This window comes from Parabacteroides goldsteinii DSM 19448 = WAL 12034, from assembly GCF_000969835.1.
Taxonomy (GTDB): domain Bacteria; phylum Bacteroidota; class Bacteroidia; order Bacteroidales; family Tannerellaceae; genus Parabacteroides; species Parabacteroides goldsteinii.
Map to the genome: position 1 here is coordinate 169,185 of NZ_KQ033913.1, position 13,021 is coordinate 182,205.

At 41.9% G+C, this 13,021-nt stretch carries 13 protein-coding genes; 10 read left to right on the forward strand and 3 right to left on the reverse strand.

Going from position 1 to position 13,021, the window contains the following annotated elements:
- Position 1 precedes the first annotated feature (1 nt).
- The 6 genes from HMPREF1535_RS13810 to HMPREF1535_RS13835 are packed head-to-tail and all read left to right on the forward strand — an operon-like array spanning position 2 to position 7,591.
- On the forward strand, positions 2–2,125 hold the full coding sequence (locus tag HMPREF1535_RS13810) for a bi-domain-containing oxidoreductase (protein ID WP_046146609.1): 2,124 nt from the start codon (positions 2–4) through the stop codon (positions 2,123–2,125).
- Positions 2,126–2,139: 14 nt separating this feature from the next.
- The gene (locus HMPREF1535_RS13815; protein ID WP_046146610.1) at positions 2,140–4,011 is read left to right on the forward strand and encodes an alginate lyase family protein; all 1,872 of its coding nucleotides are present in this window, start codon (positions 2,140–2,142) and stop codon (positions 4,009–4,011) included.
- A gap of 1 nt (position 4,012) precedes the next feature.
- Complete coding sequence (locus HMPREF1535_RS13820) at positions 4,013–5,230, forward strand: glycosyltransferase family 4 protein (protein WP_046146611.1); 1,218 nt, start codon at positions 4,013–4,015, stop codon at positions 5,228–5,230.
- Between the two features lie 3 nt (positions 5,231–5,233).
- Positions 5,234–5,842 (forward strand): sugar transferase, encoded by a 609-nt coding sequence (locus HMPREF1535_RS13825; protein WP_046146612.1) that lies wholly within the window; start codon positions 5,234–5,236, stop codon positions 5,840–5,842.
- Positions 5,843–5,852: 10 nt separating this feature from the next.
- Positions 5,853–6,437: an acetyltransferase gene (locus HMPREF1535_RS13830; protein ID WP_046146613.1), complete on the forward strand. Its 585-nt coding sequence runs from the start codon at positions 5,853–5,855 to the stop codon at positions 6,435–6,437.
- Between the two features lie 17 nt (positions 6,438–6,454).
- On the forward strand, positions 6,455–7,591 hold the full coding sequence (locus HMPREF1535_RS13835) for a DegT/DnrJ/EryC1/StrS family aminotransferase (protein ID WP_046146614.1): 1,137 nt from the start codon (positions 6,455–6,457) through the stop codon (positions 7,589–7,591).
- A 72-nt stretch (positions 7,592–7,663) separates the two neighbouring features.
- Here HMPREF1535_RS13835 and HMPREF1535_RS13840 read toward each other — a convergent pair whose 3' ends face one another.
- From HMPREF1535_RS13840 to HMPREF1535_RS13850, 3 genes are read right to left on the reverse strand one after another with little or no spacing between them, the layout of a single operon-like run.
- Positions 7,664–7,966, reverse strand: coding sequence for a hypothetical protein (locus HMPREF1535_RS13840; RefSeq protein ID WP_046146615.1), 303 nt, complete (start codon positions 7,964–7,966; stop codon positions 7,664–7,666).
- Between the two features lie 33 nt (positions 7,967–7,999).
- On the reverse strand, positions 8,000–8,455 hold the full coding sequence (locus tag HMPREF1535_RS13845; RefSeq protein ID WP_046146616.1) for a glucosaminidase domain-containing protein: 456 nt from the start codon (positions 8,453–8,455) through the stop codon (positions 8,000–8,002).
- Between the two features lie 12 nt (positions 8,456–8,467).
- Positions 8,468–8,917, reverse strand: coding sequence for an HU family DNA-binding protein (locus HMPREF1535_RS13850; protein ID WP_007657245.1), 450 nt, complete (start codon positions 8,915–8,917; stop codon positions 8,468–8,470).
- Between the two features lie 245 nt (positions 8,918–9,162).
- Here HMPREF1535_RS13850 and HMPREF1535_RS13855 point away from each other — a divergent pair, with 245 nt between their 5' ends.
- From HMPREF1535_RS13855 to HMPREF1535_RS13870, 4 genes are all read left to right on the forward strand, one after another.
- The gene (locus HMPREF1535_RS13855) at positions 9,163–9,384 is read left to right on the forward strand and encodes a DUF4248 domain-containing protein (protein WP_007657246.1); all 222 of its coding nucleotides are present in this window, start codon (positions 9,163–9,165) and stop codon (positions 9,382–9,384) included.
- A 255-nt stretch (positions 9,385–9,639) separates the two neighbouring features.
- Positions 9,640–10,203, forward strand: a complete 564-nt coding sequence (locus tag HMPREF1535_RS26260) for a hypothetical protein (RefSeq protein ID WP_046146617.1) — start codon at positions 9,640–9,642, stop codon at positions 10,201–10,203.
- Positions 10,184–11,530 (forward strand): replicative DNA helicase, encoded by a 1,347-nt coding sequence (locus HMPREF1535_RS13865; protein ID WP_046146618.1) that lies wholly within the window; start codon positions 10,184–10,186, stop codon positions 11,528–11,530. The genes HMPREF1535_RS26260 and HMPREF1535_RS13865 overlap by 20 nt, the downstream gene beginning before the upstream one ends.
- Positions 11,530–13,005 (forward strand): CHC2 zinc finger domain-containing protein, encoded by a 1,476-nt coding sequence (locus tag HMPREF1535_RS13870; protein ID WP_046146619.1) that lies wholly within the window; start codon positions 11,530–11,532, stop codon positions 13,003–13,005. Before HMPREF1535_RS13865 ends, HMPREF1535_RS13870 begins: the two co-directional genes overlap by 1 nt.
- The last annotated feature ends 16 nt before the right edge of the window (positions 13,006–13,021 follow it).

Here is a 13,021-nt window from a genome sequence, read left to right on the forward strand (position 1 = left end):
TATGAAACAAATCATTCAAGATATGAAATCAGGGAGAACTGTACTTGAAGAAGTACCGGTTCCTCAAGTTAGATCAGGCTATGTTTTAGTTAAAACATCCTGTTCTTTAGTGTCTTTAGGTACAGAACGTATGCTTGTTGAGTTCGGAAAGGCAAATTTAATAGATAAAGCTCGTCAACAACCAGATAAAGTAAAGCAAGTACTTGATAAGATAAAAACAGACGGGTTACAACCAACATTAGAGGCTGTTTTTAATAAATTGGGTCAACCATTGCCTTTGGGGTATTGCAACTCTGGTGTAGTGGTTGCTGTGGGAAGTGGAGTTACTGAATTTAAAGTAGGTGATCGTGTAGCATCTAATGGGCAGCATGCCGAGTATGTTTGTGTCCCTAAAAACTTGGTAGCTAAAATACCAGATAATGTTTCAAATGAAGAAGCAGCTTTTACTGTAATCGGTTCTATTGGTTTACAAGGTATTCGTTTGCTGAATCCGCAGTTGGGAGAGACTGTTGTGGTGGTTGGATTGGGTTTGATTGGATTAATAGCGGCTCAGTTGTTGAAAGCAAATGGATGCAAGGTGATAGGTATTGATTTTGATGAAGAAAAAGTAGAATTGGCTCGCACTAAGGGAGTGATAGGTATAAATCCTGCAAAAGGCACTGATCCTGTAAAGTATGTACTTGAAGAAACGGCTTCACATGGAGCTGATGCTGTACTGATAACAGCTTCGACTAAAACAGATGAAGTGATTCATCAAGCTGCTGAGATGTCAAGAAAAAGAGGACGTATCGTTCTTGTTGGTGTGATAGGGTTGGATATTCGGAGAGATGATTTTTATAAAAAAGAATTGTCATTTCAAGTTTCTTGTTCATATGGTCCGGGACGTTATGATGAAGATTATGAAAACAAAGGAATAGATTATCCGTTGCCTTTTGTGCGTTGGACTGAAAAAAGAAACTTTGAAACAATTTTACAGGCAATATCCATGGGGAATATTGATGTGAAATCATTGATCACTGAAGAAGTTGACTTGAACGATTATGAAAAGATATACGGAGACATGCGTAAACATGGTTCCATAGCTTCCATCTTGAAATATCCTGTTGATGCAAAGCAAAATACGGTAGTTGATGTTACTTCTGCTAAATTCTCTGCAACAAAGGGACAGATAGGTATTATTGGTGCTGGAAATTTCACATCGGCAACCATGCTTCCTGCTTTGATGAAAACTGGAGCACATATCCGATATATTGCAAGTGCGCAAGGACTGTCAGCTAAAGTTTTAGCTCGAAAGGCAGGTGCGATGAAGGCTACTTCTGATTACAAGGAAATATTGAAGGATGAGGCGGTAGATTTAGTAATGATTACAACCAGGCATAATCTTCATGCTCCAATGGTATTGGATGTGTTACAAGCAGGAAAGCATGTGTTTGTGGAAAAACCTTTGTGCTTAAATCAGTTGGAATTAAATGAGATAACTGAAGCTTATAAAGAAGTACAAAAGAAAGGGATAACGTTGACTGTAGGATATAACCGGCGTTTTTCACCTTTTGCAGTAAAGATGAAACAACTTGCGGGGGATGGAGTGAAGAATATAGTTGCAACGATGAACGCTGGATTTATCCCACCTGAAGTATGGGTGCATGATTTGAAAGTTGGAGGAGGACGTATCATTGGTGAGGCTTGTCATTTCATTGATTTATGTTCGTTTTTTACAGGTAGCAAAGTCGTTTCGGTATGTATGAATGCAATGGGAGAAAATCCGGAAGAGAATACGGATAATGTGAGTATTCTGTTAAGATATGAGGATGGTTCGAATGCCGTGATAAACTATTTTGCTAATGGAAGTAAATCCTATTCGAAAGAAAGGGTGGAAATCTATACGCAAGAAAAAACATTGGTTCTTGATAATTGGAGGGTTTTGAAAGGATATGGTTGTAAAGGATTTTCCAAAATGAAGAAAGGCATGGATAAAGGACATACGGCTCAATTCGCTTTATTGAATGATAGAATAATAAAAGGGGGAGAGGCTCTGATTCCATTTGATTCCATTGTAAATACGACCAAAGCATCGTTTGCTTGTATCAATAGCTTGAAACAGAACAAGTGGATTGATATAGAATAATTCAGTGTTTTTTTATGAATAAATATCTTCTTTATTTTCAGTTACTGCGTAACATGGGGATGAAGTACTTTACGTTTCGTATTCAGTATGAAATACGTCGTAAGGGGGGAATGTTGAAGAAAGTGTATCCGGTTTCTTTGGAGAATAAGAAGTACTTGTCATTGGTTGAGTGGAGAAGTCATGCAATGCCTTTTTTCTTTTCAAATAGAGATAGTGTAAGATCCACTAACACTGATATCACTTTGCTTTCAGAAAAGGTGAATCGTATGTTATGTGGTGAATTTTGCTTTTTTTCATCCCATTGGTACAATCTTGGTATGGATTATGATTGGATGACAAATCCTGATACGAATTATAAATATGATTCTAAAGTGCATTGGACAGAAATAGAGGATATTGTAGCTGAAGCAGGAGATATAAAATATGTATGGGAAAAATCTCGTTTTTCTTTTCTTTATGATATAATCCGTTATGACCAAGAATCCGGGGAAAATCATGCGGCTTTTGTGTTTTCTCAAATTAAGGACTGGATTTATAAAAACCCATTGAATTGTGGACCGAATTATAAATGTAGTCAGGAAATCTCTTTGCGTGTTTTGAATTGGGTATTTGCCCTTTACTATTATAAAGATTCAGCCGAATTGACAGAAGATATTTTCAAGTTAATCATTCAATCTGTCTATGGGCAGATGAAGCATGTACGTACAAATATAAACTTCTCTCGGATTGCTGTTCGTAATAATCATGCGATAACGGAAACATTGGCGTTGTATTTGGTCGGTATGCTGTTTCCTCAATTTCCGGAAGCTAAAAATTGGAAAAAGAATGGAAAGAGATGGTTTGAAGAGGAAATAAAATATCAGGTGGCAGAAGATGGCACTTATTTGCAGTTCAGTATGAACTATCATCGGGTGGTGGTTCAGCTTTTGACATGGGCCATTACGCTGGCAGATAGAAATGGGGAATTATTTTGTAAGGAAGTGTATGAACGTGCTTATCGGTCTGTGAATTTTTTGTATCAATGTCAAGATGATTCAACCGGTTGGTTGCCCAATTACGGTTCAAATGATGGAGCTTTGTTTTTTAAACTGAACGATTGCAATTATCGTGACTATCGTCCTCAACTGGATGCTTTGCATTATTTACTTACTTCTGAACATTTGTATGATTGCCAATATGAAGATAGGGAATGGTATTTGTGTGAGTGGAAAGCAAACCGATACATGTATCCGCCGGTGAAAAAGCAGTGGGGATGCATCTCTTTTGAGACGGGGGGATATTATTGTATTCGTGAAAAAGATACTTTTTCTTTTATCAGATGCGGAAAATATAAAGATCGGCCTGCGCATGCGGATAATTTGCATTTGGATATTTGGTATCAGGGAGAAAACTTGTTATTTGATGGAGGCAGTTACAAATATAATACAACAGAGAAGTTGCTTCGGTATTTTATGGGTACTGAATCTCATAATACAATAATGCTTGATGGATATGATCAGATGTTGAAGGGCTCCCGATTTATTTGGTATAATTGGTCGCAGGCAGAAGTAGGCTCATTGAAAGAGACAGAGGATGCTTACATATTTGAAGGGGCGGTTTCCTGTTTTACTTATCTGAATAAAAAAATGAAACATTATAGAAGAATTGTAAAATGGAAAAATGTATGTAGGTGGGAGATAGAGGATTATATGGATGGTAAGCCGAAAGGTATGAATATGCGCCAATTATGGCATACAAATAAGGACAACATTCGTTTGGAATCAAATGGTGAGACTGTTGATACAAAACAGTTGTGTTCTGATTATTATGGACAAATATCTGAGTGTAGACAGGTTGAATTTCAAACTAAAAATAATTCGATAACAACAACTCTTCAAATTATATAAAATGAAAGTACTTTATTTCCATCAACATTTTACTATCCCCACTCAAGCAGGAGGAACTCGTTCTTATGAATTGGCAAAGCATCTGATTGCCAAGGGGCATTCTGTTTGTATGGTTTGTGGTGAAACAGCAAAGCTGGATTTGCCGGAAACGAAGATGAAAAATGTTCATCGGGGAATGGTCGATGGTATAGATGTGATCCAGATAGCTCTGCCATATTCTAATAAAGATGGTATAGCGAAAAGAGCATGGACTTTTGTGAAATTTGGATGGAAGGGTATTCAAATAGCATTGAAAGAAGATTATGATTTGTTGTTTGCCACTTCCACTCCTTTGACTGCCGGTGTGCCGGGCATAGTGATGAAGCTGTTCCGGAAAAAGAAATTTATCTTTGAAGTTCGTGATTTGTGGCCTGAATTGCCTAAGGCTTTGGGGATGAAGAATCCTTTCTTGCTGTGGGGAATGAGTGTTTTAGAGTGGCTAAGTTATCATTGTGCGGATGCATGCGTGGGTCTTTCTCCCGGAATTTGTGAAGGAATTAAAAGAAGAAGCCAATCAGGTAAGCGTATTGCTATGATTCCTAACGGTTGTGACTTGGAAATATTCAAGCCGTCTTCACGTGTGAATCTTTCGTTAGATGGAATTTCTGTTACGGATAAAGTGGCTGTGTTTACAGGTGCGCATGGTATTGCCAATGGTTTGGATGCTGTGTTGGATGCTGCTTCTGTATTGAAGAAAAAGGGGAGAAAGGATATTGTTTTGGCTTTTATTGGTGATGGTAAAATGAAACCACATTTGATGAAACGGGCTCAAATGGAGCAATTGGATAATTGCCGCTTTTATGATCCGATGCCTAAGAAAGAATTAAATAAAATAGTAGCATCAGCAGATTTGGGTCTGATGGTATTATCTGATGTTCCGGCATTTTATTATGGAACTTCACCAAATAAATTTTTTGATTATATTTCCTCTGGATTGGCTGTACTCAATAATTATCCGGGGTGGCTTTCTGATATGATTCAAGAAAACAAGTTGGGTTTGGTTGTTGCTCCTAATAATGCAAATGCTTTTGCCGAAGGCTTGATGAAACTAATGGACAATGATACATACAGAGCTGAATGTGGGCAAAGGGCCAGGGTATTTGCTGAAACTAATTTTTCAAGAAAGTCATTAGCGAATAGGTTTGTTACATTTTTGGAAGAAGTGTCTTCATTGAAATAAAATATGTATTCTTGCTTTTTTAAAAGGATAATAGATTTCGTTTTTGTATTTTGCATATTGGCTGTTATTTGGCCTGCATTACTTCTGATTACCTTTTGGCTACATTTTGCAAATAAAGGAGCTGGTGCTTTCTTTTTACAAGACCGTCCAGGTAAAAAAGGCAAAATATTCAAGGTAATCAAATTCAAAACTATGACAGACGAACGTGATGCTGAAGGAAACCTTTTACCAGACGAGAAACGTTTGACGAAGGTCGGGAAATTTGTTCGTTCTACTTCGATTGACGAATTGCCACAATTGATTAATGTTCTTAAAGGTGATATGGCATTAATTGGTCCACGTCCATTGTTGGTACAGTATCTCCCTCTATATTCAAAAGAGCAGACACGTCGACATGAAGTTCGTCCTGGGATTACAGGTTGGGCGCAGGTTAATGGGCGTAATGCAATTTCGTGGACAAAGAAGTTTGAACTGGACGTTTGGTATGTGGATCATTGCTCTTTTTTACTTGATTTGAAAATCCTGTTTTTGACAATAAAAAAGGTGTTTGTCAGGGAGGGGATTAGTTCTGAAACTTCTGTCACAATGGAGCCTTTTACTGGAAATAATTAATAAATAGATAATGTATTTATACGGAGCAAGTGGTCATGCTAAAGTGATCGTTGATATTTTGCGGGCTATTAATGAGCCTATTGAAGCTTTATTTGATGATAATGAAACAATTCACCAGCTTCTTGACTATCCTGTATTACGTTCTGTAGAGGTTAAGGGACCTCTGATTATCAGTATTGGTAATAATAATATTCGTAAGAAAATAGCGGAACAATTTAATGTAAGATTTGGAAAGGCTTTTCATCCGTCTGCTATAATTTCTGCAACGACTACAATTGATGAGGGGACGGTTGTAATGCAAGGTGCTATTATACAAACAGGTGTCTATGTTGGGAAACATTGTATTATAAATACAGGTGCTTCTGTTGATCATGAATGTGTAATAGAAGATTATGTACATATATCTCCTCATTGTACACTTTGTGGCAATGTTAAGGTAGGTGAGGGAACGTGGATCGGAGCCGGTAGCACTGTTATTCCAGGGGTAAAAATAGGAAAATGGAGTATAATTGGTGCAGGATCTGTTGTTACCAAAGATATCCCTGACGGTCTGTTGGCAGTCGGCAATAGATGTAAAATAATAAAACCAATCTGATTATTTATCAAAACTATATGGATAAGAAAATATGGCTTTCACTTGCTCACATGAGTGGCCGTGAGCAAGACTTCATAAAAGAAGCTTTCGATACCAACTGGGTTGTCCCTTTAGGCCCCAATGTAAATGCATTTGAAAAAGAGTTAGCGAACTATCTTAAAGAAGACCGACACGTGGTCGTATTGTCTGCCGGTACAGCCGCTCTTCACCTGGGTCTTATCGAATTAGGAGTGCAAACAGGCGATGAAGTCATCTGCCAATCCTTTACCTTTGCTGCTTCTGCCAATCCGATAGCATATCAGTCAGCTACTCCGGTCTATGTAGATAGTGAACAGGATACCTGGAATATGAGTCCCTTATTTTTGGAAGAAGCGATCAAAGACCGTTTGCGTAAAACAGGAAAACTTCCGAAAGCAATTATCCCGGTTCATCTATATGGCATGCCTGCAAAGATGGATGAAATTATGGCTATTGCTTCTCATTACGGAATACCCGTTTTGGAAGATGCTGCTGAAGCTTTGGGTTCTGAATATAAAGGACGGAAATGTGGTACTTTCGGAGAATTTGCTGCATTATCGTTCAATGGGAATAAAATGATTACGACTTCCGGCGGTGGCGCTTTAGTTTGTTCAACGGAAGAACAAGCCAAACGAACGATGTTTTATGCTACCCAGGCCAGAGAGAATGCTCCACATTACCAGCATGAATGTATCGGATATAACTATCGTATGAGTAATATTTGTGCCGGGATTGGTAGAGGACAGATGTTTGTACTGGATGAACATATAGCACGGCGTAGGGCAATACATCAGTTGTATACGGATTTATTGAAAGATGTTCCGTGTATTACGGTTCAGCAAAATCCGTCGGAGGATTTCGATTCGAACTTCTGGCTGACCTGTATTTTAGTAGATCCGGAAAAGGCAGGCTTTAGCCGTGAAGATGTCCGGTTACATCTGGCAGATGAAAATATAGAAACACGCCCTTTGTGGAAACCGATGCATCTGCAACCGGTGTTTAAACAATCACCTTTTTATGGAGATGGAACATCGGAGAGATTGTTTGATAAAGGACTTTGTCTACCTTCTGGTCCGACACTGACGGATGATGATATTTGCAGGGTGGTGGATGAGATAAAGAGTTTAGCAAAATAAACTATCCATATTTTTGTATAAACAGAAAGTCTGCTATTTCCACCCTTTTGTGAAAATAACAGACTTTTTTGCTCATCCGATCAACAATTTATAAAGACTCCCGATCACTCCGAAAGCCATCAGGCTGTAGCCGGCAATCTCTATGGGTTCGACATGGTGTTTGTCTCCCCAGTCTCCCTGGGTGAGAGCGAGAGTATCGCTCCGATACAAGTCAGGGTCACTTCCGTCTCCCGCATCAGAAGGGAGAGAAGGCTCAGGAGGAGCAGGCATAGGATCAGGACAGGGGCAGTCACCGGCTGCCGGTTTTTGTTTGCGGGGAAAGATGATCCGGGCAAGCTGGGTGAGGAAGGCGAGGATCGTTTCAAGGTACTTCATGTTAATTGAAAATTATAAATTGAAAATTGAAAATTAAAGGGAGGAACCGATTAACTTTTCGATTGTCCGACTGATCGAGACCAGCATTCGCCGGTAGGCTTCGCGGTTGTCGCCGTTTACTTCGCTGATGTATTTGCTGTAACCGATTTTGAGGGCAAAGGCAGCTGGTTGGTAGCTGACATCGGCGGCATCGGTGTAGGCGTGGCGGATCAGGCGGGCATAGTCCATGAAAGAGTGTAACGGGTCGGGATAGGTACGGAAGGAGAGGGAATTGGTGCTTAGTTGCACGGAGGTCCCGGTCCACCAGACGTTCTTTTTCCCGTAAGCGGTGATACCGAAAAAGTTATGATGTTGCAGGCAAAGATCACTTTGTCCCCAACCGGTTTCGATAGCCGCTTGTGCCAGGATAACAACCGGATTGATCCGGAAAGCTTCCCCGGCCTTTTGGGCCAGGGGAAGATACTTGGTGATAAAATCTTTTTTGGTCATGGCAGTAGGGGATTATTCGATTTCCGGTCTGTCGCTGCCACCTTCTCCGTTCTTTTCTTCCGGGTCGGAGAATGGGTCGAGACGGTCGTAACTGGCTTCGGAGATCAGCTGGCGTAACATGGCACCGGGAGTGAAAACGATGCGAGGTTTCTTGAACATCATAGGGTCGAAATCTTTCAGGGTTTTGGATCCTTTGCTGCCGGCTACCATACGGAAATTGCCGAATTCACCCATCTGGATCACATTACCACTCTCGAGCAGCATGCAGAGAACATAAATCAGACCGTCGATAACCAGCTCTACTTCACCGGCTTTGGCGGTGCAGTAACCGGATACCAGTTTACACAATTTTTTGAAAGAGGTCTTTTCCATCGAGCGGATCTGACCGTAATACAATTGAGCGCCTTGGGCGGCCCCTTTGCTCATGTCCTTTTTGAGGACGATTCGATACTTTAATGGCATAGCTTTTTAATTGAAAATTGATAATTGAAAATTGAAAATTATTGGTGGATTCAGGAGGGGATTAACCGGTGTTTTCCCTTGAATTCATTACAAAGATACGGTGGGGACATAGGCTGAATGATCCGAATGGGACCGAACGGGCATTTAGATGCATTTTTTGTTGAATTTATTTGATTATATAGTTGTTATATCCGAATTTATGTGTATATTTATAGGGTAATAAAACAACTTAAAATCATCTTATTATGGAAGAACTATTTCAACAAAAAACTTTTGGATGGCAGGAATTGGCTATCCTTTATGCTCCAGGATTAACACCCCATTCAGCCTCGAGAAGACTTACACGTTGGGTAATAATAAACAAAGAATTGTACGATCGTCTGATTCGTTCAGGATGGATTAAAGGAACTCGTATCTTGTCTCCTTTACAGGTCGCAATTATTGTGGATTTTCTGGGCGAGCCATGATATTTGCATATGTAAAAAAAACAATTGTTTTTGATTTTGAAAACAACTGTATTTAATTGCAAATACAATTGTTTTTGTAACTGAATACAATTGTATTTTGTTTAACCAATCAATTTTAATAATCGAAACGCATAAAAAGAAAGACTCTCTTTTCTTTTATTCTTATATATAATGTAGGGATTTGACAACCATCCGGCAGGAGGTAGTGTATAGGGCTGATTTACTGTGTTTTATGCGTGACAAACAAACGGCATTATGGAAATGGCTGAAAATGAGAATATTTACACGGATGTTAAGGCCTTGATGTATTTTGGAAAATCCTATTTGAAAGTACCTCGTGTAATAATAGAACGGATGTTTGCATCCGATAATAGTGAACGTATGATCGGAATAGTGCATTGGTTGTTATTTTGTTTGTGCAATTATGCCGACGGCTATGTGTCGATCAAAGGAAAACAGGAAGTTTGCCATAGAGGAGAATGCATCATCTCTTACGAAAAGTTGGCCCGGTTAATGATGGTAGATAGCCGTTCGGTCAGAAGGTATGTCCACTCGCTGGAAAAGGAATCTTTGATAGAAGTGAAACGGGTAGCAAACTGTATCTGCTTCCGTGTTTGTGGTTATGACTCTTTTACGGCTTCGGATGTCCCTGCGGAAATACCGCAAGAGAGTAAGAGAACCAGAGTGACTAAAAAAACGGTTGAGCCGGATGCGATAGCTTTACGGAGAGCGGAGGCCGAGTTGAAGATAAGTCATGGGAACGTACCCCGTACCGACCTGTTAAAAAGTTGCTATGAGTATGGAAAAGAATGTAATTGAAAGAGCTTTGCTCTGTTCGCTGTTTCTGGATCAGGTGGCGATTCTTGAGGTGGTCGGATTGTTGCGTCCGGAAATGTTTTCCGATCCGGATCATGGGTTTATTTACGAAGCGTTTACCGATCTGTTTAACCGTAATAAACGGCCCGATCTGATCCTGGTGGAAGAGGAAATGAAAAAGAAAGATCCGGAGCGTTACGTGAAGATGGGAGGCATGGCGTACTTGTCGGATGGAATGGAGACGGTTCGCCTGGAACATAACGCTGTAGAGTATGCCCGCGAAATCCTTCATCATTATCTGCTGGGGTGTATGCATAAGCTGTTTGTGCAAAAAGCATCGGAATGCCTGCAATACGGTATGGACTACCTGAAGGTGATAGAAGATTGCGAGCGCGATTTGCTACGCTTGCGTATGGATAATTCGGAATCGGATTCGCTTCTGCCGCTTAGTGAAGTGATGAAGTTGTCTATAGACGATCATCTCGACCGGATGAGCCGTAAGGATGATTCGGTGCGTATGCTGAGTGGAATCAACGGGTTGGACGGACTGACGGGAGGACTTTACCGGAAGGAAGTGCTGGTGCTGGGCGGTCTTCCGAGTGACGGTAAGACGGCGCTGGCGATGTTTATGGCAATGAATATGGCTCGCCAGGGTAAACATGTGCTTCATTTCAGTTTTGAAATGACGGGCGAACAGACTGCCGCCCGTTTTTTTGCCGGTTATGCCGGTGTGGAGGCTGCCCGCCTGCGTATAGGGGGACTTCGTGAGGGGGATATCGATCGGATGAGACGGTATGCTGCCGGTATGGAAAAAACGCCTTATTATTTTACGAATGTATCTTCTATGAGCCTGGATGCGTTGCGGGCGGAGATTATGCTCCGGAGCCGTAAAGGTGAATGCGATGTTGTAGTGATCGATTACCTGCATACACTTGCTCCACCGACGAAAAAGGGTGAGACACAAGAGTCTGTGATCCGTCATACGATTACGGTATTGAAACGTATTGCCGTAGAGGCTAATTGTGCCATGCTGGTGGTTTCGCAGTTGAATCGTGAGGTGTTGAAGCGTTCCGAGAATGGGTTTGTCCCGATAATGAGCGATTTGCGTGATTCGGGTGCCATTGAATTTGTAGCGGACTGTGTGGTGATTATCGGTTGTCCGGAACGTTTCGGGAAGAATACGGCCCAATGCGGGTCGAATGCCTCCCGCCTGATCAAGTTGTATGTCCTGAAAAATCGTAACGGATCGACAGGTATTGCCGAGGTATACAGGAATGATACTTATACGTCTTTTGTGAATCCGGGTGGTAATTTACATTTTGAGGACTGATGAACAGGTTGGAAATCACATCATTCAAGGAACGGGTCGATCTGGTAAAGGTGGTCGGCCATTACTCGACGCTCGAAAGGAAAGGGGCGGCTTATCTGGGTTTGTGCCCTTTCCATGACGATCATCATCCTTCGCTGCGGGTGGATCCGGCAAAAAGGGTATACCACTGTTTTAGTTGCGGGGCCGGAGGAGATGTCTTCCGCTTCGTACAGGAGAAAGAGGGATGTGGCTTCGGTGAGGCGGTCCGTCTTTGTGCGGATATCTGCCACTTGCCCGTTCCTGCACTCGATGCGGGAACGCAAAAACACAGGCCGGATAAGCAACCGGTTGAAAAGGATAGTTCCCTTGCAGTCCCACATCAAGTGCGGGAACAGGTACCTGCTCCGACGGTTGAAATGAATGAACGTTACGGGCAGACGTTGCTTCCGTATGATCCGGGGATGGAAGAATTGCGGGAGACCTATGCTGCTTTTGAGGTTGGGATTGCTCCGGCTATCGTGCCTGAAGCCTGGAAATTTACCCGTGGCCGGATTGTTTTTCCGATCCGTAATGCGGCGGGCGAGTTGGTTGCATTTGCAGCACGTTATCAAGGGGATTTGCCTGCTAAGAAAATCCCCAAATACATAAATAGTTTGACCAGTGCGATTTATAAGAAAGATGAACTGCTTTACGGCTGGCACCGGGCTGTGTCGAAGGTTCGTGAGACGGGAATCGTTTTTTTAACCGAAGGATACAAAGATACGCTGGCGATGCATGCGGCTGGTTTTAGCAATACGGTTGCCCTTTGTGGCACGAATTTGTCGGAACATCATATCGCTATGATCCGGAAAGAGGCCGTTACGGTTTGTCTTTTTCTGGATGCCGATGAGGTGGGGCGGGAAACGGTTGCGGGGGTAATGCCCAAACTGCGTAGTGCCGGTCTCCGGGTGGTGGATATATTACCGGAAGGCGGTAAGGATGCGGATGAGATGTTCCGTTCGTTGGGGCGCGAAGCGTTTATTCATTGGGTAGAAAAGGCGATGATCCCTCCGGCGAGACGGAAAGTGGAGTCGCTCTTGGTTGCTGCCTGCCACCGTTGGCCGGATACTTTATGCCTGACGGAAGAAGGGGAAGAGGCCCTTTATGTGGATAATATCCGGAAAATATTATCTTCTGACGATTTGTTGCCAGCTGACAGCCTTGTTCCCGCGCTCGACGCAGGACCGCAAAAGGACCGACCGGAAACGAAAGAACTGGATAACCTTTATGCTTTGCATACCGATTCATCGCATAGTGACCGGGTACGTCGAAGTGAGTTGGTCCGTTATCTTTTTCTGGGTTATCTGGAGGTACGCCTGGTCGACCGTGTCCGGCAAAATCTCCACCGTTTATCCCGAACTTTTGCCGATGAAGAGTCGCGTGTCCTTTTGTTATCTGATTTACAGTATCAACGAAATTATTTAAGCAGCGTCTCCCGCGAACTGGGCAGGAGATGATCTGCTTTTTATTTTA